This is a genomic window from Streptomyces mashuensis (genome assembly GCF_014654785.1).
Taxonomy (GTDB): domain Bacteria; phylum Actinomycetota; class Actinomycetes; order Streptomycetales; family Streptomycetaceae; genus Streptomyces; species Streptomyces mashuensis.
Genome location: NZ_BNBD01000019.1, coordinates 30,209 through 53,503, shown reverse-complemented (window position 1 = coordinate 53,503; position 23,295 = coordinate 30,209). Strand labels below are relative to the sequence as shown.

Sequence of the window (23,295 nt, the reverse complement as noted above, 5' to 3'; positions counted from 1 at the left end):
CAGGGAGTCGCAGCCGTGATCAGCCGAGGGAACAAGCACTGCGCCGTTGAACTCCAGGCCCTCCCGCCCCGGATCGGACAGGTGCGCAGAATCGTCTCTGCCCAACTGCGCTACTGGCACCTCGATCCGCTCATCGAACCGGCGGCGCTCGGCGTCACCGAACTGCTGACCAACGTGCACCAGCACGCGCAGCCGGACAAGCGCTGCACCGTCGAGATGGACGTGGAACTCGACGCCGTGCCGGCCCGGCTGACGGTCTCGGTGCGGGACCACGACCCACGGCCGCCCCGGGTCCCGGAGGCGGGCCCGGACAGCGCGGAGAGCACGCACGGGCGGGGTCTGGCGCTGGTGGCCGCGGTCAGCTCCAGCTGGGGCGTGCGGGAGAGCCACGACGGCGGGAAGGTCGTGTGGTTCACCCTCACGGTGCCGGCGACGGCACCGGCCTCTGCCCGGCGGCCGGTACGGCGCGCCGAGCCGGTGGTGGCGTTCGGCCGGCCGGCGCCGGTCCGGCCGGCCCTGGCGGAGGAACCCGCGCTGGCGGGCTCCCCCGCGCGGGCGGTGCGGGAACCGGTGCGGGAACCGGTGCGCACCCGGTCGGCGGTGCCCGGCTGAAGGGCCCGGGCCGCTCCGGGACATGGCGGGGCGTCAGCCGAGGGCGGCCAGCGGGTCGTCCAGGACGGGCTGCCAGGCCGCCTCCGCGGCGCCCACCAGGCTGTTGTGGTCGAGCGTGGACGGCAGGATCGGCACGCTGCCGCTGCGGCCCCACAGGCTGCGGTCGGCCACGACCGCGCGCAGCCGTTCGGGGTCGGCCTCCAGCAGCTCGCGGTGGAGGCCGCCGAGGACGACGCGGTCGGGGTTGAGGATGTTGACGAGCCCGGCGAGGCCCAGGCCGAGCCGGTCGACGACGCGTTCGGCGGCGGCGCGCACAGTGGGGTCGGCGTACTCGGTGCGCAGCAGCTCGCGGGACTGCTGGAGCAGGGAGCCGGAGGGGCCGGGTTCGCGGCCGGCCGCGGTGAGGAAGGCCAGCGGGTCGGCCTCGACGTCGAGGCAGCCGCGGCTGCCGCAGTGGCAGGGCAGGCCGGCGGGGTTGACGGTGAGGTGGCCGACCTCCAGGGCGAGGCCGGCGCTGCCGGTGTGCAGCCGGCCGTCGAGGACGAGCGCGCCGCCGACGCCGCGGTGGCCGGTGGCCACGCACAGCAGGTGGCGGGCGCCCCGGCCGGCGCCGTGCCGGTGCTCGGCGAGGGCGGCCAGGTTGACGTCGTTGCCGGCCACGCCGGTGAGGGGGGTGCCGCCCGGACCGCGGAGCCCTGCCTTCTCCAGGGCGCGGGTGAACAGGTCGCGCACCGGGGCGCCGGCGGGCCAGGACAGGTGGAGCGGGTTGAGGGCGGTGCCGTCGGGCTCGGCGACGGCGGAGGGCACGGCCAGGCCGGCGCCCAGGCACGGCCGGCCGCTGTCCGCCAGCAGGGCGGCGCCGGCCTCGACGACGGCGTCGATGATGTGCGAGGGGTCGGCGGGTACGGTCATGCAGCCGGGCGCGGTGGCCACCATGCGCCCGCCCAGGCCGACGAGGGCGGCGCGGTAGCCGTCGGCGTGGATCTGCGCGGCGAGGACGACCGGCCCGTCCGGGGCGACGGACAGCCGGTGCGAGGGCCGGCCCTGGGAACCGGCCGCGGCGGTGGGCCGGGCGTCGACCTGGATGAGGCCGAGCGCCTCCAGCTCGGCGGCCACGGCGCCGGCGGTCGCCCGGGTCACCCCCAGTTCGGCGGTGAGCACGGCCCGCGTGGGGGCACGCCCGGTGTGCACGAGCTCGAGGGCAGGCCCGAGGGCGGCTCTGCCCCGTTCCAAACGTGTCGTCCGAGTCTGGGTCACGCCCCCATTCTCACTTTGTGCCGCGGCTGAACAAAATAGGGATGAACGCGAGCTGAACGAAGGGGGTGGCACGTGGGTGGTGGAGACTGGTCCCGTGAGCGGTGAATGGCGGTGCGCGGGTCTGCGGTGGTCGGTCTCCGGGCCGTCCCTCGTCTGGCGGCACCCCGGCCGCGGCGAACGGCTGTCGCCGCTCACGGCGGGCCGCGCCCTGGCCTTCACGGCCACGGGCCGGCGGCAGTGCGTGGGCGTACGCCGCGGCGGCCGGCTCACGCCGTGCGCGGTGGGCGCGGAGGTCGCCGAGGGCGCCGTCTCGGCCCAGTGCGCGGAGTGCGCGCGCCTCGACCGGGCGCACTCGGTGGCGGCCGACACGATGGCCGACGACCCGCGCCCGTACGACGTCTACCTCGCGTGGTTCGCGCCGTGCCTGCTGAAGGCGGGCATCACGGCGGCCGAACGGCAGGGCGTACGGCTGCTGGAACAGGGCGCCCTCTCGTACGCCCGGCTGGCGCACGGCCCGTTGATGGCCGCACGCCGCGCGGAGGCCGTCCTGGCCGCGGCCCTGGGCGTGCCGGACCGGGTGCCGTACGCGGCGAAACGCGCGGCCCGCGCCCCGGTGGTGCCGCCGGAGCAGCGGGCAGCCGAGCTGCACGAGCTGTTCGCCCGGGCGAGGAGCCTGGTGCCGGAGGCCGGGGAGCGGTGCGAGGTCGTGCACCACGACGAGGCGTTCCGCCTCGAAGCGATACGGACCGACTGCGGCGTGGCCGAACCGGGGCCCGGCCGTACGGTGGCGGGGCAGGTGGCCGCGGTCGCCGGTCCGGACGTGTACGTGTCGCTGCCGGACGGGCGCCAGGTGCTGCTGGACGCACGGCAACTGGCGGGCTGGGCCCTGACGGCGGCGGCACCGGACGCGGAGACGACGATGCAGGTACGGAGACCGGTGCGGGCAGCGGCGGCGCCGGAGGCGCTGTTCTGAGGGGCGCCCGCCGGCCGCGCCCCACGCCCTCGCCCCTTCCCCGCCTGCGGCCGGCAGGCGCCGGGCACCGGGCGCCGGCGACGCACCGAGGCACGCCCGGCAGGGCGGTTCTGCCGGCACGGCAGTATCCCCGGCGCACCACGAGCCGGCGCAGGGCCGGCCCCGCCCCCTCAGTCCGCCGGCGGCCGTTCCCCCGAGCCGCGGACGATCAGGCGTGTCGGCAGTTCCACGCGCCGGGCCGGGCCGTCGGCGCCTGCCAGGCGGCCGAACAGGAGCTCGGCCGCCGTGCGGCCCAGGCGGGCCGCGTCCTGGGCGACGACGGTGACCCCCGGGGACAGCAGGTCCGCCAGTTCCAGGTCGTCGAAGCCCACCAGCGCCACCGGGCGGGGCCGCGCGGCCAGGAGCCGCAGCACCGTGACCGTCACCCGGTTGTTCCCCGTGAACAGGGCGGTCACCGGCTCGGGGCCGGCCAGCAGGCGTTCCGTCTCCGCCCGGACCCGGTCCGGGTCCGTGGGGCCGGCCGAGACCCACGCCGCGGGGACGGGCAGGCCCGCCGCGGCCATGGCCGCGCGGTAGCCGCGCTCGCGCTCGGCCGCGGTGTGGATGTGCGGCCGGTCGCCTATGTACCCGATCCGGCGGTGCCCGTGGGCCACGAGGTGCGCCACGCCGTCGCGGGCGCCGCCGAAGCTGTCGGAGAGGACGGCGTCGGCGTCCAGGCGCCCGGCGGGGCGGTCGACGAAGACGGTGGCGATGCCGGCGGCCATCTCGGGCGCGAGGTAGCGGTGGTCGTCGCCCGTGGGGACGACGATCAGGCCGTCGACGCGGCGCGCGCAGAGGGCCAGGGCCAGTTCCCGCTCGCGGTCGGGGTCCTCCGCGCTGGAGCCGTTGACGAGGAGGGCGCCGTGGGCGCGGGCGACCTCCTCCACGGCGCGGTTCAGCGGCGCGTAGAAGGGGTCGGCGAGGTCTTCGAGGACCAGGCCCACCGAGGCGGTGGTGCCCTTGCGCAGGACGCGCGCGCTGTCGTTGCGGCGGAAGCCGAGCGCGGTGATGGCGTCCCGCACGCGGCGCTCGGTGTCGGCGGTGACGCCCGGCTCTCCGTTGACGACGCGGGAGACGGTCTTCAGGCCCACCCCGGCGCGGGCGGCCACGTCCTTCATGGTGGGCCGGGCGCTGCGGCGGGGGCGGGCGATGTCGGTCACGGGCACGAGCATAGAGCCTGGACAACGTTGTCAAGCCCGGGGAGACTGGCCCGGGAAGCCCCACGCACCACGCCGGACCAGGAGAGAACCCCACCGTGCAGAACCCCTCCGGCGGCCTCGTCGCCGCTCTCGACATCGGCGGGACGAAGATCGCCGGTGCGCTGGTGGACGGCTCGGGCCGGCTGCTCGTCCGGGCCCGCCGCGCCACCCCGGCGCGGGAGGACGCCGCGACGGTGCTGGACGCGGTCGCCGGGGTCGTCGGCGAGCTGACCGCGGCCGCGGAGTGGGCGCGGGTCCGGGCCGTGGGCATCGGCAGCGCGGGGCCGGTGGACGCCGCGGCCGGCACGGTGAGCCCGGTGAACGTGCCCGGGTGGCGGGAGTTCCCGCTGGTCGCCGAGGCCGGCCGGCTCACCGGTGGCCTGCCCGTCGTCCTGGTCGGGGACGGCGTGGCGATGGCGGCCGCCGAGCACTGGCGGGGCGCGGCCCGCGGCCGGGCCGACGCGCTGTGCATGGTGGTGTCCACGGGCGTGGGCGGCGGGCTGGTGCTCGGCGGCCGCCTCCATACGGGCCCCACGGGCAACGCCGGTCACATCGGGCACATCAGCGTGGACCTCGACGGCGAGCCGTGCGCGTGCGGCGGGCGCGGCTGCGTCGAGCGCATCGCCAGCGGACCCCACATCAGCCGCCGTGCCCTGGAGGGCGGGTGGCGGCCCGGGCCGGACGGCGACACGGGTGCCGCCGCCGTGGCGGCCGCGGCCCGCGCCGGCGACCGCGCGGCCCTGGCCGCCTTCGCCCGCGCCGGGCAGGCCCTGGCGGCGGGCATCGCCGCGACGGCGACGCTCGTGGAGATCGAGGTGGCCGTGATAGGCGGCGGGGTCGCGGGCGCCGGCGAGGTGCTCCTCGGCCCTCTGCGCGAGCGCCTGCGCGACTACGCGGCGCTCTCCTTCGCCGCGGGCGTCGAGGTCGTCCCCGCCCGCCTGGGCCCCGACGCCGGTCTCGTGGGGGCCGCGGCGGCCGCGGCCCAGCGGCTGGGCCTGTGGGAGTGGGCGCCGGACCGCTGACCGCCCGGCCGCCGCGGCACGGGCCGGCGCCCCCCGTCACCACCACCGCCGCCGCCCCGTCCGCACCGCTGCCGCCCGCACCGTGCCGCTCGTACACGTTTCCGTGGCAGGGTGTTGCGGGCACTGTGTTCCGGGCACGTCACAGCGGGCTACGGAGTGAGGGGGAACGGTGATCGTCTGGCTGAACGGCGCGTTCAGTGGGGGAAAGACCAGCACGGCGAGGGAGCTCACCCGGCTCGTCCCGGGCAGCACCCTCTACGACCCCGAGGTGACCGGAGCGGCGTTGCGGCACCTGCTGCCGCCGGAGAGATTCGCCGGCGTCGGCGACTACCAGGACCTGCCCGTCTGGCGGCGGATGGTGGCCGATACGGCGGCCGCGCTCCTGGCGGAGCTGGGCGGGGTGCTGATCGTCCCGATGACCCTGCTGCGGCAGGAGTACCGGGACGAGATCTTCGGGGCGCTCGCCTCGCGCCGGATACCGGTGCGGCACGTGGTGCTCACCGCGGACGAAACGATCCTGCGGGAACGGATCGAACAGCGGGTGGAGTTCCCGGACGACCCCGTGGGCAGCGAACGGGTGCGGCAGTGGTCGCGCGAGCACCTCGACGCGTACCGGGAGGCCCTGGGGGGCTGGCTGCGCGAGGACGCGCTGGCCCTGGACACCGGCGGGCTGACGCCCCGCCAGGTGGCCGAGCGGGTCGCCGCGGCGGTACGGGACGGCACGGCCGGGTTCTGCCCGATCGTGCAGACCCCCGAGCCCCGGGCCGAGACCCTCGCCGCGGGCGTGCTGCTCTTCGACGAGCACGACCGCGTCCTGCTGGTCGACCCCACGTACAAGCCGGGCTGGGAGTTCCCCGGCGGCGTGGTCGAGCCGGGCGAGCCCCCGGCGCGGGCCGGCATGCGCGAGGTCGCCGAGGAGATCGGCATCGAACTGGCCGACGTGCCCCGGCTGCTGGTCGTCGACTGGGAGCCGCCCCGGCCCCCCGGCTTCGGCGGCCTGCGGTTCCTCTTCGACGGCGGGGTGCTGCCCGGCGCCGACGCCCGGAAGCTGCTGCTGCCCGGCTCCGAGCTGCGCGGCTGGCGCTTCGTCACCGAGGAGGAGGCCGGCACGATGCTGCCGCCGGTCCGCCTGAGCCGGCTCCGCTGGGCGCTGCGCGCCCGCGAACGCGGCCGCCCCCTCAACCTGGAGGCCGGTGTCCCGGTCGGCTGACCGGGACGCCCTGACGGTGGCCGCCGCCGGGGGTGCCCCCGGCGGCGGCCACCGGACGCGTCAGTGCTTGCTGCGCGCGTAGTTGACGAGGAACAGCGCCTCGGCCAGCGACAGGCGCTCCAGCTCCTCGGGCGAGACGCTCTCGTTGACCGCGTGGATCTGCGCCTCCGGCTCGCTCAGGCCGATGAGCAGGATCTCGGCCTCCGGGTAGAGCGAGGTGAGGGCGTTGCACAGCGGGATCGAGCCGCCCATGCCCGCGGTCTGCATCTCCTGGCCGGGGTAGGCCACGGCCATGGCCTCGGCCATGGAGGCGTACGCGGGGCTCGCGGTGTCGGCCTGGAAGGGCTGGCCCATGCCGACCTGCCGCGTCACGACCCGGGCGCCCCAGGGGGCGGCCTTCTCCAGGTGCGCGGTCAGCAGCTCGTTGGCCTTCACGGCGTCCATGCCCGGCGGCACGCGGAGGCTGATCAGCGCGCCCGCGCGCGCCTGCACCGACGGGGTGGCGGCGGCCACCGACGGGCAGTCGATGCCGATGACGGACACCGAGGGGCGCGCCCACAGCCGGTCGGCGACCGTGCCCGAGCCGGTCAGGGACACGCCGTCGAGGACCTTGGCGTCCTCGCGGAAGTCCTCCTCGGGGTACTGGAGGCCCTCCCAGACGCCGTCCGCGTCCAGGCCCTCGATCGTGGTCGAGCCGTCCTCGGCGCGCAGCGAGTCCAGCATGCGGATGAGCGCCGCCAGCGCGTCGGGGGCCGCGCCGCCGAACATGCCGGAGTGGAGGTTGCCGCCCAGCGTCTCGACCTCGACCCGCAACAGCGACATGCCGCGCAGCGTCGCGGTGACGGTCGGCAGGCCGAGCCGGAAGTTGCCCGCGTCGCCGATGACGATGGCGTCGGCGGTCAGCAGCTCGGGGTGCGCCTCGGCGTACCGCTGGAGGCCGCCGGTGCCCTGCTCCTCCGAGCCCTCGACGATCACCTTGACGTTGACGGGCACGCCGCCGTGCTGCTTCAGCGCGCGCAGCGCCGTCAGGTGCATGATCACGCCGCCCTTGCAGTCGGCGGCGCCGCGCCCGTACCAGCGGCCGTCGCGCTCGGTCAGCTCGAACGGCGGGGAGACCCAGGCGTCCTCGTCGAGCGGCGGCTGCACGTCGTAGTGCGCGTACAGCAGCACGGTGGGGGCGCCCTCGGGGCCGGGCAGGTAGCCGTACACCGACTGGGTGCCGTCGGGGGTGTCGAGCAGGGCCACGTCCTGGAAGCCCTCGGCGCGCAGCGCGTCGGCGACCCAGCGGGCGGCGCCCTCGCACTCGCTGCGCGGGAACCGCTCCTCGTCCGCGAGCGCGACCGACTCGAACGCGACGAGCTCGGCCAGCTCGGTCCGGGCGCGGCCCTGGAGCGCGGCGACGGTGGTCGCGAGCTCGGCCGGGTCGGGCAGGGGGGTCGGGGACGTGTCCATGGAACGGCTCCTCGGAGGCGCGGCGTCGGTCGGGTGCGCGTACGCGGGCGGGGCCGGAGCGCATCCGCACGTACGGGCGATATCGGATCCGATCCTCCCATGCCCCGTATCAGGGCCTCCGGCGGCCGGGCCCGCGGGCGGGGGGGCGGAGGGCACGGCCTAGGATGCGCTGCGTACGCAGCCGGTGGCCGATGGGGAGTAGAAGCACAGGTGAGCAGCGACAACGCAGCGCGGGCGACGGGCGGGGACGCATCCTTCGAGGGCGAGCCGGTGTGGGACGTCGTGGTGGTGGGCGCCGGGCCCGCCGGAGCGTCGGCGGCACGTGCCGCGGCCGCCACGGGCCGCCGGGTGCTGCTGCTGGAGAAGGCGGAGCTGCCGCGCTACAAGACCTGCGGCGGGGGCATCATCGGCCCGTCCCGCGACGCCCTGCCGCCGGGGTTCCGGCTGCCGCTGCGCGACCGGGTGCATGCCGTCACCTTCTCCCTCGACGGCCGTCTGACCCGGACCCGGCGCTCGAAGAAGATGCTGTTCGGCCTGGTGAACCGGCCGGAGTTCGACGAGGCCCTGGTGCGCGCGGCGCAGGAGGCCGGGGCCGAGCTGCGCACCGGCGTCACCGTCTCGCGCGTCGAGCAGCACGGCCCGGCCGTGCCCGACCGGCGCACGGTGGCGCTCGTGCTGGGCGACGGCAGCACGGTGCTGGCCCGCGCGGTGGTGGGCGCGGACGGCAGCGCGGGGCGCATCGGCGCGCACGTGGGCGTGCAGCTGGAGCAGGTCGACCTGGGCCTGGAGGCCGAGATCCCGGTGCCGCCGTCGGTCGCCGAGGACTGGGCGGGCCGGGTGCAGATCGACTGGGGGCCGCTGCCGGGCAGCTACGGCTGGGTCTTCCCCAAGGGCGACACCCTCACCGTCGGCGTGATCTCGGCGCGGGGCGAGGGTGCGGCCACCAAGCGCTACCTGGACGACTTCATCGCCCGGCTGGGGCTGGCGGGTTTCGAGCCGAGCATCTCCTCGGGCCATCTGACGCGCTGCCGCTCGGACGACTCGCCGCTCTCCCGCGGCCGCGTCCTGGTCTGCGGCGACGCGGCCGGTCTGCTGGAGCCGTGGACGCGCGAGGGCATCTCCTTCGCGCTGCGCTCGGGCCGTCTGGCGGGCGAGTGGGCGGTGCGCATCGCCGAGGCGGCGGACGCGGTGGACGCGCGCCGGCAGGCCCTCAACTACACCTTCGCCATCAAGGCGGGGCTGGGCATGGAGATGGGCGTGGGCCGCCGGATGCTGACGGTGTTCGAGCGCCGGCCCGGTCTCGTGCACGCCGCCGTGACGGGCTTCGGCCCGGCGTGGCGGGCGTTCGCCCGCATCACCCGCGGTTCGACGACGCTGGCGGAGATCGTGCGGACGCACCCCGTGGCGCGGCGTGCGCTGGGGGCGCTGGACCGGGGCTGAGCGCCGTGGCCGCAGGCGGGGCGCGGGCCGTCAGCCGCGTCCTGCGAGGCGGGACAGGTCGTCGCGGCCCAGGCCCGTCAGGGCGGTGACCTCGCCGGGGTCCGTGGCGCCGCAGTCCAGGCCGCGCAGCAGGTGCGTGGCGAGGGCGCGGGCCGTCGCGGGCTCGTCCATGACGTTGCCCGCTGCCGAGCGGGCCACGTACGCGCGCAGGCGGGCCGCGGCGCGCTCCAGGCCCTCGCGGTGGAAGGCGTACACGGCCGCGTACCGGGTCGGGAGGTGCGCCGGGTGCATGTCCCAGCCCTGGTGGTAGCCGCGGGCCAGGGAGCGGCGGACGAGGCGGTGGTGCAGGCGCCACGCGTCGTGCACCTGCTCGGTGCCGCCCACGGGCAGCACGTTGGTCGAGCCGTCCGACAGCCGGACGCCCGTGCCCGCCGCCGCGACCTGCATGACGGCCTTGGCGTGGTCGGCCACCGGGTGGTCCGGCGCCTGGTGGGCGGCGTCGATGCCGCACGCGGCGCTGTAGTCGAACGTGCCGTAGTGCAGCCCGGTCACGCGCCCCTCGCCCGCCTCCACGAGCCGGGCGACGGTGGCGCGGCCGTCCGCGCCCAGGATGGCCTGGGTCGTCTCGATCTGTATCTCGAAGCCGATGCGGCCCGCGGCGGCCCCGTGCGCCCGCTCGAACTCCTCCAGCAGCCGCACGAGGGCCGTGACCTGCTGCCGGTACGTCACCTTCGGCAGGGTGAGCACGAAGCCGGGCGGCAGGCCGCCCGCCGCCAGCAGGCCGGTGAGAACGATGTCCAGGGTGCGGATGCCGCGGTCCCGGACGGCGGCCTCCAGGCATTTGACGCGGACGCCCACGCCGGCCGGGGCCTGCTTCTCCTCCCCCGGCGCGGCCAGCAGCGCGGCCACGCGGGCCGCGTCGGCGTCCTCCTCGGCGTCGGGCCGCACGCCGTAGCCGTCCTCGAAGTCGACCCGCAGGTCCTCCACGGGCTCCCGCTCCAGCTTGGCCCGCACCCGTTCGTACACGGGGCCGGCCAGGGCGTCCGGCAGGCCGAGGACGGCGGCGAAGGCGGCGGCCGTGGGGGCGTGCTCGTCGAGGGCGGCGAGCGCCTCCTCGCCCCAGGCCCGTACCGTGCCCGCGCCGAAGGCGTCGGCGGGCACGTAGACGGTGTGCACCGGCTGCCGGGTGCCCGGGTCGCCGGGGTAGCGGCGGGCCAGTTCGGCGTCGACGCCGGCCAGCAGCGTGCCGACGCGGCGGTGCACCGCCGGGGTGAAGGTCGTGGAAACCGTCCGCCGTCCCGCCATCGCGCCCCCTTGCCCTCGCGGCTCTTCCGCTGCACGGAAGCGGCCCTTCGTGAAGCGGCCTTCCGTGCGGCGAAGTTAGCCAGTGGCGGACAAGGGGGTCAACACCCCGCCGGGTCGCACTCGTACGGGCGGCGGCCGCCCGGCTGCGGTTCAGAAGTAGTTCTTCACCACGTGTTCGGCCGCCTCGTGCTCCGCCTTCGCCGGGTCCAGCTCGCTCAGCGACATCAGGTCGGTGTCGTTGCGCAGGTACTCCTCCCACGCGTCGGCCAGGCGCTCCTGCTGATCGCGCGGCAGCTGTTCGACGTCGTGCCGGCTCTCCGGGGGCAGGGCGTGGAGGAAGCGTGTCACGGGGTCGGTCTGCATGGGCGTCCTCTCGTCGTCTCCCGCTATCCCTTCCAGCAGGCGCCCCCACCACCACCGCGCCTCACCCGTACGGGCGAACGGCCGTACGGCACGGGCCGGCTGCCCCGCCGGCTAGCCGCCGAGCGCGCTCAGGCCCGGCACGAACGTGACGAGGAGGGGCACCACCGGCACCAGCGCGGCGACGGCCGTCAGGCGCAGCCGGCGGGCGGCCGTCAGCCGGGGCGCGGGCGCCAGCAGGCGGTGCACCCGGTCGGCCACCTGCGACAGCTGGGCCGGGCAGGGGCCGAACACGCCGCGGTCCTCGTTGAGTTCCACCAGTGCCAGGGCCGTCGCCAGCCGGCCGGAGCGGCGCGAGGCCGAGTCGTCGGCGGCCAGCTCGACCAGGCGGTGCACCTCGTCGTGGAAGGCGGCGAAGACCGGCACCTGCGGGAAGCCCCGGGCCAGCGCCGAGGAGCAGTGCAGCAGCCAGTGGTGGCGGGCGCGGGCGTGGCCCTGCTCGTGCGCCAGCACGGCGTCGAACTGCGGGCCCTTCAGCCGGCGCAGCGCCGCCGTGGTGATGACCAGCTGGGGCGCGGACCCGGCGCGCAGCAGCCACGCCTCGGGACGGTCGCCCTCCAGCACGACCAGCCGTTCGCCGTGGCGCTCCTCGCCCGGCAGCAGCGGGGCCCGCGCGAGCAGCTCCGCGCGGCGCCGCCGGCGCCGGGCGCGGGCCTCGCGGATCTCGCCGGTGAGCATCGCCGCGGTCCACACGGCGCCCGCGCCCAGCGTCACGGCCAGGGGCGCGGCCCACGACGCGTGGCCGGACAGGGCGTACGCCTCGACGACGCCGTGCGGGGCGGGTGCGAAGACGTGGCCGCGCACGGCCTGCCAGGCCGCGGCGGCGCTCAGCGCCATCGCCAGCGCGCAGCACAGCAGCACGCCCGCCACGACGCACTGCCACACCCACAGGGCCAGCACGGGCTCGCGGTCCGGCCAGTGGGCACGGGCCAGCACGCGCGGCGCCATGGCCGCGACCAGTCCGCCGAGGACCAGCAGGGCGAGCGACACCATCATGGCGGTCAGCCTATGAGCGCAGCGGTACGGGCGACCAGCGGCCGCACGCGCGAAGTGACCGACACGACACGGCAGTCGGCGCGCTGCTCGCACCGTGCGGTCCTCACATGGTCAGCAGCATGGCCAGCATGCCGATGCCCATCGACAGCCGGCAGGCGCTCGTGAGCGCGGACGGCAGGGCGAGGGGTTCGTCGCCGCCGAGGACCGGCCGGGCGTCACCCGGGACGACCACACCGGCGGGCACCGGCACCAGGCCGGCGGCGGTGCGCACCACGTAGGCCGCGAAGTAGACCAGCAGCAGCCCGGTGAGGAGGGGCGTGCCGGCGGGTTCGTGCCCGGTGTGGGCGTGGGCCGGGCCGTCGCCGGGCGGCGCGGCCATGGCGAGGGACATGTAGACCATCGCGAAGGCGCCCACGGCGTGGTGCACGTGGTGGGCCTCGGGGCGGCCGGTGCGGGCCCGGTCCGGGAGCAGGGCACGGACCCCGGCCGCGCCGAACAGGGCGGCGAGGGCCGCCAGGCCCCAGGGGCGCAGGTCGAGGACGGTGACGGGCACGGCCATCGCGGCCATGCCGAGGCCCATCAGCGCGTCGCCGCGCGCGGCCCGGCGCTCCCCCGCCGCGCCGGCCCGCGCCCGGCCCAGGCAGTACGCCGCGGTGGCGGCACCGAGCACGACCAGCAGCCAACCCACCAGCGGCGGACCGTGCACGGCACACCTCCCCGACGCTCGCCCACCACCGGTACATGCCCACCGGGTCCCGCGCACACGGGAGCGCACAGGCGCACAGCGGGAGCATTCCGTCCCCGGGCCGTGCGCCGGTGCTGCGCCGGAGCACGGACGCACGACCCAGGGGTCACTCGTTCGGGTGGAGGCGGGGAAGCGGGGGTCAGATGCCGGGCCGGTACCGCATCGGGTGGTCCTCGGGCACCTCGACCACGGCGATCCGTACGCCGTCGGGGTCGGCGATCCACATCTCGATCAGGCCCCACGGCATGCGCTCGGGGGGCGAGAGCACCTCGGCGCCGCGGGCCACGAGCTCCTCGTGCGCCGCCGCGGCGTCCGCGACCTGCAGCCACAGCTGGAGGCCGGGTGCGGGCGGGGTCTCGGAACGGCCGGAGACCTCCAGGAAGCCGCCGCCGAGGAAGTAGACGACACCGCGGTCGGGCCCGGTGCCGAACTCGCGGTAGACGGCGAGGCCGAGGGTCTCGCCGTAGAAGGTGCGCGACCGCTCGGGGTCGGTCGGCCGGAGTAAGAATCGGCTGCTCAGTACATGCATGCCGCGACTGTACGCAACCGCTGCTCCAGTAGGGTCGAAGAGCGCTTGTACGTACCACGCGAGTCACCGCGTCACGAGACATCACGCGCCAGCACGAGAGATCACGAGAGGATCCCGCATCGCATGAGCACCACCGGCAGCCTCGCCACCGCGCCCGTCTTCCGGACCGCCACCCCCGCCGACGTGCCGGCCCTGGTCTCGCTGGTGGAGTCGGCCTATCGCGGGGACGCCAGCCGCGCCGGGTGGACGACGGAGGCGGACCTGCTGGACGGGCAGCGCACCGACGCCGAGGGGGTCCTGGAGGTCGTGCAGCGCCCCGGCAGCCGCGTCCTGGTGGTCGAGCAGGACGGCGAGCCGGTCGCGTGCTGCCATGTGGAGCACCGCGGCGACCACGCCTACTTCGGCATGTTCGCGGTGCGCCCCGCCGCGCAGGGCGGTGGTCTGGGCAAGGTCGTCATGGCCCAGGCCGAGCGGCTGGCGCGGAGCGAGTGGGGCGCCCCCGAGATGCACATGACGGTCATCCGGCAGCGCGAGGAGCTGATCGCCTGGTACGAGCGGCGCGGCTACCGCCGCACCGGCCGGACGAGCCCCTTCCCGTACGGCGACGAGCGCTTCGGCGTGCCGCTCCGGGCCGACCTGGAGTTCGAGCTGCTGGTGAAGGACCTGGGGACCGCCGGCCAGGTCTGAGCTCATGCGCGCCCGGCGGTGGGGTACCCGTAAGGTTCAGGCCACCGCCGACTGGCTGGTTTCCGACTGGGACGGCGAGAGGGACAGCAGCGGCGGAAGTGGCGGATTGCCACCCGAGTTCCCCCGAACGGCGGAGGCGTACCGAAAAAACAGCGGTCCGCCCGGGGGCGTCGCAGGATAATTTCCCGCCACAGCCCTTGAGCAGAAGAACCTCGCATGGATACGGTGTCTTAACGCCAGGTTCTCCCGAGGAGGGGCAGTCGTGACGGAAATTCTTGCGTCGGCCGCGTTCAAAACCGACATATTGTCTGTTGATCGTGTCGTGGAGCACCCGGCGTGGGCCGCTCTCAAGGGCGCGGTCGAGACGATCCGGCCGTGGCAGTCGGCGGACGGGTCCATTGATCTGGCCGCCGAGGGCGCACCACCGGGCGACCGGGTGCGGGCGGAGGTCGACGTGGTCGTCGCGGCCGTGGAGCAGCTGTCGCCGCTCCTGCCGCACGACGCCGAGTACCACGCCGCGCTCGTCGCCGACCTGCGCCGCTGGGCGGACGGCGGCTTCGGCGTGCCGGACTTCCTGGACTCCCTGCTGGCCTTCCGGCCGGCCGAGCAGCGCACGGACGGCCTCCAGCACCTGGTGGTCTTCCCCATGTACACGCAGAACGGCAACCCGGACCGCAACCTGGAGGCCGTCGTCCTGCGCGTGGTGTGGCCCGAGTGGCTCGCCGAGCTGGAGCGCACCCGCTACGACAATCCGCTGTTCCTCGGCATCACCTTCGAGGACTTCACGGCCGGCTACGACACCAACTCCGCGGTGCTCTTCCCGGAGACCATCGCCGTCCGCCAGGCGCCCGAGCGCTTCACCTGGGGCGGCATCTTCTGCGACCGCGAGGCCGCCCGGTTCCGCCGCGTGACCCGCGCCGCCGTCGACACGCTGGGCCTGGAGCTGCCGGCCGACATCGCCGCCATGCTGGACGACCAGAACCGCTGCCAGCAGGCGTTCGTCCTGTGGGACATGGTCCACGACCGCACCCACAGCCACGGCGACCTGCCGTTCGACCCGTTCATGATCAAGCAGCGGCAGCCGTTCTGGATGTACGGCCTGGAGGAGCTGCGCTGCGACCTGACCGCCTTCAAGGAGGCGGTCGCCCTGGAGGCCGACGGCTACGCGCAGGGCCGCGACGTGCAGTACGCCGTGCTCTTCGACCGGATGTTCCGCTTCCCGGTCACCGGCGACCGCGTGCGCAACTACGACGGCCTGGGCGGCCAGCTGCTCTTCGCCTACCTGCACCGGCACGACGTCGTACGCTGGACGGACAACACCCTGCACATCGACTGGGAGCGGGCCCCGAAGGTCACGAACCAGCTGTGCGGCGAGATCGAGAAGCTCTACCGGGACGGCATCGACCGCCCCAAGCTCGTGCACTGGCTCGCCGCCTACGACCTCGTCTCCACCTACCTCGCCCCGCACCCGGGCTCGAAGTGGGCCAAGGGCCCCGAGGCCCTCGACCTGTCGCTGCCGCCGCGCAAGCTCGTCGACGACGTGCTTCCGGACGAGTTCCCGCTCAGCATGTTCTACGAGGCCCTTGCCAAGAAGCTGCGCGGCGTGATCGCCTCCACCAAGGGGATCACGGCGGGCGCGGTCGAGCAGGTGGCCGCGTGAGCGAGCGAGAGAGGAAGGCGACGGCGATGACCACTGGGACCAACGGCAACGGCCTGCTGGAGGGTGCCGTCGTGGCGGTGGCGGGAGCGGCGGGCCCGGCGGGCCGCGCCACCCTGCTGCGGCTGGCCGAGGCGGGGGCGACCGTGGTCGCCGCCGACGCGGACGCGGCACGGCTCGCGGAGGCGGTGGACGCCGCCCGGTACGCGCACGGCGGGGCCACGGTCACCGGCGACACGGTCGACCTGCTCGACCTGGACGCCGCCCGGGCCTGGGCCGACCGCACCGAGAAGGAGTTCGGCCGGGTCGACGGCCTGGTCCACCTGGTGGGCGGCTGGCGCGGCTCGGCGACCTTCGCCGAGACCGACCTGGCCGACTGGGACCTGCTGGAGAAGCTGCTGATCCGCACCGTCCAGCACACCTCGCTGGCCTTCGAGGGCCCGCTGGCCCGCAGCGGCAACGGCCGCTACGTGCTGGTCAGCGCCGCCGGGGCGAGCAAGCCCACCGCGGGCAACGCCGCCTACTCGGCCGCCAAGGCCGCCGCCGAGGCCTGGACCCTGGCGCTCGCGGACTCGTTCCGCAAGACCGGCGGCGAGGGAGCCCCGCCCGCGGCGGCCACGATCCTGATCGTCAAGGCGCTGGTGCACGACGCCATGCGCGCCGAGCGCCCGCAAGCGAAGTTCGCCGGATTCACCGACGTCAAGGACCTGGCCGAGGCCGTGGCCGGCGTCTGGAAGAAGCCGGCCCAGGAAGTGAACGGAACCCGTCAGTGGCTCACCCCCCAGCCGTGATCAGCCCCTCCCCCGCCGCGCCCGCGACCGACGCGCGCCGCCGCCACGACCCCACCCTGCGCGGCTTCGCCAGCGACAACTACGCGGGCGCCCACCCGGAGGTCCTGGCCGCGCTCGCGCTGGCCAACGACGGTCACCAGGTGGCGTACGGGGAGGACGACTACACCGCCCACCTCGAGGAGCTGATGCGCGGTCTGTTCGGCCCGGCCGCGCAGACGTACCCCGTCTTCAACGGCACCGGCGCCAACGTCGTGGCGCTCCAGGCGGCCAGCGAGCGGTGGGGCGCCGTCATCTGCGCCTATTCCGCGCACATCAACATCGACGAGTGCGGTGCGCCCGAGCGTGTCGCCGGGCTGAAGCTGCTCACGGTGCCGACGCCGGACGGCAAGCTCACGCCGGAGCTGATCGACCGCGAGGCGTTCGGCTGGGACGACGAGCACCGCGCGCAGCCGCAGATCGTGTCGCTGGCCCAGACCACCGAGCTGGGCACGTGCTACACGCCGGAGGAGATCCGGGAGATCTGCGACCACGCCCACGAGCGCGGCATGAAGGTCCACATGGACGGCTCGCGCATCGCCAACGCGGCGGCCACGCTCGGCGTGCCGGTGCGGGAGTTCACCACCGACGCCGGGGTGGACCTGCTGTCCTTCGGCGGCACCAAGAACGGCATGCTGTTCGGCGAGTGCGTCGTGGTGCTGAACCCGGACGCCGTCCGCGCCATGAAGCACCTGCGCAAGCTGTCGATGCAGCTGGCCTCGAAGATGCGGTTCGTCTCCGTGCAGTTCGAGGCGCTGCTCGCCGGCGACCTGTGGCTGCGCAGCGCGCGGCACGCCAACGCCATGGCCGGCCGGCTGGCCGGCGCGGTGCGGACGGTGCCGGGCGTGGAGGTGTTGTACCCGGTGCAGGCCAACGCCGTGTTCGCCCGGCTGCCGCACGAGGTGGCCGAGCGGCTGCGCAAGCGCTACCGCTTCTACCACTGGGACGAGGCGGAGGGCGTGGTGCGCTGGGTGTGCTCCTTCGACACCACCGAGGAGGACGTCGACGCGTTCAGCGCGGCGCTCGCCGAGGAGATGGCGCGAGGCTGACGGGCCCTCGGCACCCCGCTGCACACAGAGAAGGCCCGGTCCCGGCCACCGTACGCGGTGGCCGGGACCGGGCCGTTCCACTGTGGGTTCAGCGGCCCTCGGCCGCCAGGGCCTGCGCCGGGGTGGGGGCGGTGCCGCCCAGGTGCGCGGGGACCCACCAGGAGTCGGCCGCGCCCCGCTCCCGTACGGGGTAGGCGCGCTGGGCGGCCTCCAGCAGCTCCTGGACGCGGGTGCGGGCGCGCCGGGTGAGGCTGTCGGCGGTCTCGGCGGGCTCCGGGGTCAGCGGCTCGCCGACCCGTATCGTCACGGGTATGTGCTTGCGGCCCAGGTCGCGCTTGCGGCCCTTGGTCCACAGCCGCTGGGTGCCCCACAGCGCCATGGGCACGATCGGCACCCCGGCCTCCTGCGCGAGCCGGGCCGCGCCCGACTTGAACTCCTTCAGCGTGAAGGAGGTGGAGATGGTGGCCTCGGGGAAGACGCCGACGACCTCGCCCGAGCGGAGGGCGGCCAGCGCGTGCCGGTACGCCTCCATGCCGGCGGCCCGGTCGACGGGGATGTGCTTCATGGCGCGCATCAGCGGGCCGGAGACCTTGTGGCGGAAGACGGACTCCTTGGCCATGAACCGCACCAGCCGCTTGGCGGGCCGGGCGGCCAGCCCGCAGAAGACGAAGTCCAGGTAGCCGATGTGGTTGCTCACCAGGACCGCACCGCCGCGCTGCGGGAGGTGCTCGGTGCCCTTGATGTCGAAGCGCAGGTCAAGCGCGCGGAACATGCCGCGGGCCACTCCGATCACCGGCGGGTAGACGAGCTCTGCCATGTAGGGAAGGTCCTTCCGGGGCCGGGGGTGTGGTGACCGTGGGGGTCACGGTGCGAAGTTACGCGGCCGTAGGATGCCCGCTTCCGCCAGATCGTGCCCGAATGCCCGGCCCACGGGCCAGCCGGGACGGGGGTGGCGGTGCGAGATCCTCATCACGTCGGGAAGTTTCCCGGCCGGCGACGGCGCTGCCGATGCAGGATCAGGACAGATACGACAGGTACGTCAGGGACGGCAGAGAGTGGAGTGCAGCAACGTGACGGACGAGCCGCGGGAGAAGGCCGTGCGCCTGACCGGGGAACAGCTCGGCGGCGCCCTCGGCCGGCGCGCCACGCTGGTGTACTTCTCCACCGCCTTCTGCCAGCCGTGCCGGGCGACCCGGCGGGTACTGGCGGAGGTGGCCGCGATGGTGGAGGGTGTCTCCCACGTGGAGATCGACGCGGAGGCGCGGCTGGATCTCGTCCGGGCGCTGGACATCACGGCGACGCCCACCACGCTGGTCCTCGACGCGGAGGGCAGGATCGTGCGGCGGGCCGCCGGACAGCCGCGCCGGGCCGATGTGATCGCGGCGCTGGGGCGGGCCGTCTGACCGGTCGCGCGCAGGGCCGGGGCGCGTTGGGCAGATCACAGTCGGCCGGCCTTGCTTTCGGTGTCCACCCCCGATGTACTGGCCAGTAACATTCTGGTCGGGGCCCCAGCCCGTACCGGGCGGAATCCGCCCCCGGGGCGCCTATGCTGCCTGCCAAGGCAGCTGTGTACGAGACGATGCAGTAGGAGAGCCGGCGTGAGCTTGAGGATCGTTGTCTGTGTGAAGTACGTGCCCGACGCCACCGGCGACCGGCACTTCGCCGAAGACCTGACCGTCGACCGCGACGACGTGGACGGCCTGCTCTCCGAGCTCGACGAGTACGCGGTCGAGCAGGCGCTGCAGATCGCCGACGAGGCCGACGAGGCGGAGATCACCGTCCTGACCATCGGCCCCGAGGACGCCAAGGACGCGCTCCGCAAGGCCCTCTCCATGGGCGCCGACAAGGCCGTGCACGTCGAGGACGACGACCTGCACGGCACCGACGCCGTCGGCACCTCCCTGGTGCTGGCCAAGGCCGTCGAGCACATCGGCTACGACCTGATCGTCTGCGGCATGGCCTCCACCGACGGCGGCATGGGTGTGCTGCCGGCGATGCTCGCCGAGCGCCTGGGCCTGCCGCAGGTCACGCTGCTCTCCGAGGTCTCCGTCGAGGACGGGAAGGTCACCGGCCGCCGCGACGGCGACGCCGCCAGCGAGCAGCTGGAGGCCGCGCTGCCGGCCGTCGTCTCCGTCACCGACCAGTCGGGCGAGGCGCGTTACCCCTCCTTCAAGGGCATCATGGCCGCCAAGAAGAAGCCGGTGGAGTCCCTCGACCTGTCCGACCTGGGCATCGAGGCGGACGAGGTCGGTCTCGAGGGCGCCTGGACCGCGGTGGACGAGGCCACCGAGCGCCCGGCCCGCACGGCCGGCACCGTCGTCACGGACGAGGGCGAGGGCGCCAAGCAGCTCGCCGAGTTCCTCGCGGGCCAGAAGTTCATCTGATCCCGCCCGCACGCATCACCGACCGCCCTCGCACTTCCCGCAGGAGAGCAGATCCATGGCCGAAGTCCTCGTCTACGTCGACCACGTGGACGGCGCCGTCCGCAAGCCCACCCTCGAACTGCTGACCCTGGCCCGCCGCATCGGCGAGCCCGTCGCCGTGCACCTCGGCCCGGGCGCCGAGCAGGCCGCCGCGGTGCTCGGTGAGCACGGTGCCGTGAAGGTGCTCACCGCCGACGCGCCCGAGTTCGCCGAGTACCTCGTCGCCCCCAAGGTCGACGCGCTGCAGGCCGCCTACGAGGCCGTCTCGCCCGCCGCCGTGCTGGTGCCCTCCTCCGCCGAGGGCAAGGAGATCGCCGCCCGCCTCGCGATCCGCATCGGTGGCGGCATCATCACCGACGCCGTCGACCTGGAGGCCGGCGCCGAGGGCCCGGTGGCCACGCAGTCCGTCTTCGCGGCCTCGTTCACCACCAAGTCCCGCGTCAGCAAGGGCACCCCGGTCATCACCGTCAAGCCCAACTCCGCCGCTCCCGAGGCCGCCCCGGCCGCGGGCACGGTCGAGCAGCTGGCCGTGACCATCGGTGAGAAGTCCAAGGGCACCAAGGTCGTCTCCCGTACCCCGCGCGAGTCGACCGGCCGCCCGGAGCTGACCGAGGCCGCGATCGTGGTCTCCGGCGGCCGCGGTGTCGGCGGTGCCGAGAACTTCCCGGTCATCGAGGCCCTGGCCGACTCGCTCGGCGCGGCCGTCGGCGCCTCCCGCGCCGCCGTCGACGCCGGCTGGTACCCGCACACCCACCAGGTCGGCCAGACCGGCAAGTCGGTCTCCCCGCAGCTGTACATCGCCGCGGGCATCTCCGGCGCCATCCAGCACCGCGCCGGCATGCAGACCTCGAAGACCATCGTGGCCATCAACAAGGACGCCGAGGCCCCGATCTTCGAGCTCGTCGACTACGGCGTGGTGGGCGACCTCTTCGACGTCGTGCCCCAGCTGACCGAGGAGATCAAGACCCGCAAGGGCTGATCCCCCGCAGGAACGCGCACACCGGGCCCCCGCCCGCGGCGAAAGCCGCCGGGCGGGGGCCCGTCCGTGTCACTCCCCGCAGTCGCCGGCGGGGACGTCGCCGGTGTCGTCGTCCCCCGGCTCGTCGTCCGTGGCCGGGGCGCCGGCCCACGCGCGGAGCTGCGCCCTGGTGTCGAAGCGGGCGACGTTGCGGTCGAGCCCGCCGGCCCAGCTGTACTGGTGGAACGTCCAGGGGTGCTGGACGCCGGGGTTCCCGGCCGGGCGGTCGGGGTCGGCGATCCACAGGCCGTCGCCGCAGTTGTCGGTGGTGTCGCGGTTGAACCAGAAGTCCCGGTTGCAGTACAGGACCACGCGGTGGCCGGGCGCCTCCGCCTTGACGTGGGCGAGCCAGCGGTCCTTGTCGCCGCCCCAGACGTCGGGGTGCTCCCAGTCGAGGGCGAGGACGTCGCCGGCGCGTAAGGCGATCCTGTCGAGGAAGTAGTCGCCCTGCGCCCGCATCGAGCCGGGCGACAGGTAGTGGTAGTAGCCGACGACCAGGCCCGCGCGGCGGGCCCGGTCGCGCTGCACGACCCACTTGGGGTTGGTGTAGGACGTGCCCTCCGTGACCTTCACGAAGACGAAGTCCAGTCCGCTGGTGGAGTAGTTGGCGCTGTTGTAGCTGCTGACGTCGATGCCGTGCAGCATGCCGGTCACCTCCCGTGCCGATGACGAACCCCGCCGGTGACGTCCCCAGGGGGACGGGGGCGTCCGCAGTATCGTTCCGGCACGGCCGGGGCGGGAGTCCCCGTGCGCGTACGTGCTAAGTCGCGGCCAGCGCCGCGGTGCGCAGGGCGAGGGCCGCGAGGGCCTCGGGCGCGCCGGCCTGGCCCCGGATGCCGGGGAAGGCGTTGACGTCGACCATGACCGGGGCGCCCGCCACGTCGAGGATGTCGACGCCGTAGACGTCCAGCGAGAACACCTCCCCGACCCGGCGCACCAGCTCCGGCCAGCCCGGGGGCAGGTCGGTGAGAGCGACGGTACGAGTGTCCTTGCCGGGCCCGGCGGCGGGGTCCAGCTCGGAGCGGCGGCGCGCCGCGAACACCTGGTCGCCGACGGCCCACAGCTTGTGGTCCCAGCCGTCGTTGGGCTGGTAGTGCTGGACGACGACGGGCTCGTCCGCCCACCGCCGGCGCAGCTGCGCCAGGGCCCCGGCGTCGTCCACCCGCGCGACGAGGTCGCCGCGGCGGCTGTGGCGGCTCTTGACGACCAGCGGCGCGCCGTCGAAGAAGAGCTGGTCCAGGGCGGGCAGGGTCCGGGTGGCGGCGAAGGGCAGTCCGGCGGACCGGGCGAGCTCGGCCATCACCGTACGGTCCTGGCAGCGTTCGGTCGCGGCCACGGAGTTGAGGACGGGCACACCCCGCTCCTCCAGGGCGCGGGCGAGCCGGAAGGCGGCCGGGGTGTGGCTCTTGAGCAGGCACACGTCGGCGGGCGGCAGCGCCGCGCCGGGTGCGGTGACGGCGGGGTCCAGCCACTGCACCTCGTGCTCGGCGGCCAGCAGGGCCGTGGTGGCGGCCAGGACCGGGTGGCCGGGGTCGCCGGCCAGCAGACAGATCCTCACGCGCCACCCACTGCCAGCGGCGCGGGAACGGCTGCCGGTCCCCGCCCGCCCGCGCGGGCGAGGCGCAGCACGGCCGAGGCCACGCGGTCCGCGGCGTCGGGCACCTGGCGGAAGCTGGGGAAGTCGTTGACGTCGACGACGACGGGGCCGTCGGGGCCCAGCACGACGTCGACGCCGTAGAGGTCGAGTCCGTAGGCGGTGCCGGTGCGTTCGGCGATGGCGGCGACCTCGGGGGTGAGGGGCACCTCGCGCTCCAGGGCGGGGCGGTCGGGGTGCAGGGGGCTGCGGCGCTCGGTGGCGTGCAGTTCGCCGTCGAGGCAGTAGACCTTCAGGTCGACGCCGGAGTTGGGTATGTAGGGCTGGGCGATGAGCATGCCGGAGCCGGCGGGCCCGGCGGGGCCGGGGCGCTCCAGCTGTCCGCGGTCGGCCACGAGCCGTACGGCGCGGCCGGAGCTGCCGTCGGCGGGCTTGACGACGAGCGGGAAGGCGCTGTCGGGGAGGGCGGCGAACTCCTCGGCGCGCACGGCGGCGTACGTGGGCGGGACGGGCAGCCCGTGTGCCTCGGCGAGGACGGCGGCCAGCACTTTGTCCCGTACGCCCCGGATGCGGCGGGCGTCGTTGACGGTGGTCAGGCCGACGGCGGCGGCGCCCTCCAGGAGGGTGAGGCCCGGGCCGCCGGAGACGGTCTTGAGGACCCACGCGTCGTGCTCGCCGGCCCGCACCGTGTCGGTGAGCCGGATCAGGGAGCCGCCGGGCCGCAGCACGTCCACCCGGTGTCCCCGGGCGGTCAGCCGGCGGATCACGTCCACGGGCATGCCGTCGTGACGGTACTGCTCCTCCACCAGGAAGCAGAGTCTCATGTGCTGCATCATCCTCG

24 protein-coding genes are annotated in these 23,295 nt (G+C 75.1%); 12 read left to right on the top strand and 12 right to left on the bottom strand.

The annotated features are described in order from the left end of the window. Window positions 1–15 precede the first annotated feature (15 nt). Window positions 16–612: an ATP-binding protein gene (locus IE305_RS29355; protein ID WP_190132847.1), complete on the top strand. Its 597-nt coding sequence runs from the start codon at window positions 16–18 to the stop codon at window positions 610–612. 33 nt (window positions 613–645) lie between these two features. Here the strand turns inward: IE305_RS29355 and IE305_RS29350 are convergent, their stop codons facing one another. Then, window positions 646–1,869 (bottom strand): ROK family protein, encoded by a 1,224-nt coding sequence (locus IE305_RS29350; RefSeq protein WP_190132846.1) that lies wholly within the window; start codon window positions 1,867–1,869, stop codon window positions 646–648. A 94-nt stretch (window positions 1,870–1,963) separates the two neighbouring features. Here IE305_RS29350 and IE305_RS29345 point away from each other — a divergent pair, with 94 nt between their 5' ends. Beyond that, on the top strand, window positions 1,964–2,842 hold the full coding sequence (locus IE305_RS29345) for a DUF2797 domain-containing protein (protein WP_190132845.1): 879 nt from the start codon (window positions 1,964–1,966) through the stop codon (window positions 2,840–2,842). A gap of 170 nt (window positions 2,843–3,012) precedes the next feature. Here the strand turns inward: IE305_RS29345 and IE305_RS29340 are convergent, their stop codons facing one another. After that, window positions 3,013–3,999 (bottom strand): LacI family DNA-binding transcriptional regulator, encoded by a 987-nt coding sequence (locus IE305_RS29340; protein ID WP_229891681.1) that lies wholly within the window; start codon window positions 3,997–3,999, stop codon window positions 3,013–3,015. Window positions 4,000–4,136: 137 nt separating this feature from the next. Here IE305_RS29340 and IE305_RS29335 point away from each other — a divergent pair, with 137 nt between their 5' ends. Then, window positions 4,137–5,102: an ROK family protein gene (locus IE305_RS29335; RefSeq protein ID WP_190132843.1), complete on the top strand. Its 966-nt coding sequence runs from the start codon at window positions 4,137–4,139 to the stop codon at window positions 5,100–5,102. Between the two features lie 169 nt (window positions 5,103–5,271). Beyond that, complete coding sequence (locus IE305_RS29330) at window positions 5,272–6,312, top strand: NUDIX hydrolase (RefSeq protein ID WP_190132842.1); 1,041 nt, start codon at window positions 5,272–5,274, stop codon at window positions 6,310–6,312. Between the two features lie 60 nt (window positions 6,313–6,372). Here the strand turns inward: IE305_RS29330 and IE305_RS29325 are convergent, their stop codons facing one another. Next, the gene (locus tag IE305_RS29325) at window positions 6,373–7,764 is read right to left on the bottom strand and encodes a dipeptidase (RefSeq protein ID WP_190132841.1); all 1,392 of its coding nucleotides are present in this window, start codon (window positions 7,762–7,764) and stop codon (window positions 6,373–6,375) included. Between the two features lie 210 nt (window positions 7,765–7,974). Here IE305_RS29325 and IE305_RS29320 point away from each other — a divergent pair, with 210 nt between their 5' ends. Next, window positions 7,975–9,204 (top strand): geranylgeranyl reductase family protein, encoded by a 1,230-nt coding sequence (locus IE305_RS29320; protein ID WP_229891673.1) that lies wholly within the window; start codon window positions 7,975–7,977, stop codon window positions 9,202–9,204. 30 nt (window positions 9,205–9,234) lie between these two features. Here IE305_RS29320 and IE305_RS29315 read toward each other — a convergent pair whose 3' ends face one another. The 5 genes from IE305_RS29315 to IE305_RS29295 all read right to left on the bottom strand — a co-directional run bounded on the left by IE305_RS29315 (window position 9,235) and on the right by IE305_RS29295 (window position 13,199). Then, window positions 9,235–10,509 carry a DUF6986 family protein gene (locus tag IE305_RS29315; RefSeq protein WP_190132839.1) on the bottom strand — a complete coding sequence of 425 codons (1,275 nt, stop codon included), beginning with the start codon at window positions 10,507–10,509 and terminating at the stop codon, window positions 9,235–9,237. Between the two features lie 150 nt (window positions 10,510–10,659). Further along, complete coding sequence (locus IE305_RS29310) at window positions 10,660–10,872, bottom strand: hypothetical protein (protein WP_190132838.1); 213 nt, start codon at window positions 10,870–10,872, stop codon at window positions 10,660–10,662. Between the two features lie 111 nt (window positions 10,873–10,983). Further along, window positions 10,984–11,925 carry a M56 family metallopeptidase gene (locus IE305_RS29305; protein WP_190132837.1) on the bottom strand — a complete coding sequence of 314 codons (942 nt, stop codon included), beginning with the start codon at window positions 11,923–11,925 and terminating at the stop codon, window positions 10,984–10,986. 103 nt (window positions 11,926–12,028) lie between these two features. Next, a complete protein-coding gene (locus IE305_RS29300; protein WP_190132836.1) occupies window positions 12,029–12,631 on the bottom strand; it encodes a DUF5134 domain-containing protein in 603 nt (200 codons plus the stop codon). Window positions 12,632–12,809: 178 nt separating this feature from the next. Further along, window positions 12,810–13,199 (bottom strand): VOC family protein, encoded by a 390-nt coding sequence (locus IE305_RS29295; protein ID WP_190132835.1) that lies wholly within the window; start codon window positions 13,197–13,199, stop codon window positions 12,810–12,812. Between the two features lie 123 nt (window positions 13,200–13,322). Between IE305_RS29295 and IE305_RS29290 the strand changes: the two genes are divergently transcribed. The 4 genes from IE305_RS29290 to IE305_RS29275 all read left to right on the top strand — a co-directional run bounded on the left by IE305_RS29290 (window position 13,323) and on the right by IE305_RS29275 (window position 17,419). Beyond that, entirely contained in the window at window positions 13,323–13,886 is a 564-nt protein-coding gene (locus IE305_RS29290) for a GNAT family N-acetyltransferase (protein ID WP_190132834.1), read from the top strand. A 262-nt stretch (window positions 13,887–14,148) separates the two neighbouring features. Beyond that, window positions 14,149–15,546 carry a DUF6421 family protein gene (locus IE305_RS29285; protein WP_190132833.1) on the top strand — a complete coding sequence of 466 codons (1,398 nt, stop codon included), beginning with the start codon at window positions 14,149–14,151 and terminating at the stop codon, window positions 15,544–15,546. 26 nt (window positions 15,547–15,572) lie between these two features. Next, a complete protein-coding gene (locus IE305_RS29280) occupies window positions 15,573–16,334 on the top strand; it encodes an SDR family NAD(P)-dependent oxidoreductase (RefSeq protein ID WP_190132832.1) in 762 nt (253 codons plus the stop codon). Then, on the top strand, window positions 16,334–17,419 hold the full coding sequence (locus IE305_RS29275) for a threonine aldolase family protein (protein ID WP_190132889.1): 1,086 nt from the start codon (window positions 16,334–16,336) through the stop codon (window positions 17,417–17,419). The genes IE305_RS29280 and IE305_RS29275 overlap by 1 nt, the downstream gene beginning before the upstream one ends. An 88-nt stretch (window positions 17,420–17,507) precedes the next feature. On the opposite strand, the gene IE305_RS29270 is transcribed toward IE305_RS29275, so the two are convergent. Further along, entirely contained in the window at window positions 17,508–18,236 is a 729-nt protein-coding gene (locus IE305_RS29270) for a lysophospholipid acyltransferase family protein (protein WP_190132831.1), read from the bottom strand. Window positions 18,237–18,444: 208 nt separating this feature from the next. On the opposite strand from IE305_RS29270, the gene IE305_RS29265 reads away from it, so the two are divergent. From IE305_RS29265 to IE305_RS29255, 3 genes are all read left to right on the top strand, one after another. Beyond that, window positions 18,445–18,822 carry a TlpA family protein disulfide reductase gene (locus IE305_RS29265; RefSeq protein WP_373311780.1) on the top strand — a complete coding sequence of 126 codons (378 nt, stop codon included), beginning with the start codon at window positions 18,445–18,447 and terminating at the stop codon, window positions 18,820–18,822. Window positions 18,823–19,017: 195 nt separating this feature from the next. Continuing rightward, a complete protein-coding gene (locus tag IE305_RS29260; RefSeq protein ID WP_190132829.1) occupies window positions 19,018–19,803 on the top strand; it encodes an electron transfer flavoprotein subunit beta/FixA family protein in 786 nt (261 codons plus the stop codon). A gap of 55 nt (window positions 19,804–19,858) precedes the next feature. Continuing rightward, complete coding sequence (locus tag IE305_RS29255) at window positions 19,859–20,821, top strand: electron transfer flavoprotein subunit alpha/FixB family protein (RefSeq protein WP_190132828.1); 963 nt, start codon at window positions 19,859–19,861, stop codon at window positions 20,819–20,821. 69 nt (window positions 20,822–20,890) lie between these two features. On the opposite strand, the gene IE305_RS29250 is transcribed toward IE305_RS29255, so the two are convergent. The 3 genes from IE305_RS29250 to IE305_RS29240 all read right to left on the bottom strand — a co-directional run bounded on the left by IE305_RS29250 (window position 20,891) and on the right by IE305_RS29240 (window position 23,278). After that, a complete protein-coding gene (locus IE305_RS29250; RefSeq protein WP_190132827.1) occupies window positions 20,891–21,505 on the bottom strand; it encodes a glycoside hydrolase family 25 protein in 615 nt (204 codons plus the stop codon). A 115-nt stretch (window positions 21,506–21,620) separates the two neighbouring features. Beyond that, window positions 21,621–22,418 carry an ATP-grasp domain-containing protein gene (locus IE305_RS29245; RefSeq protein ID WP_190132826.1) on the bottom strand — a complete coding sequence of 266 codons (798 nt, stop codon included), beginning with the start codon at window positions 22,416–22,418 and terminating at the stop codon, window positions 21,621–21,623. Further along, complete coding sequence (locus IE305_RS29240; protein WP_190132825.1) at window positions 22,415–23,278, bottom strand: ATP-grasp domain-containing protein; 864 nt, start codon at window positions 23,276–23,278, stop codon at window positions 22,415–22,417. The genes IE305_RS29245 and IE305_RS29240 overlap by 4 nt, the downstream gene beginning before the upstream one ends. Between the last annotated feature and the right edge of the window lie 17 nt (window positions 23,279–23,295).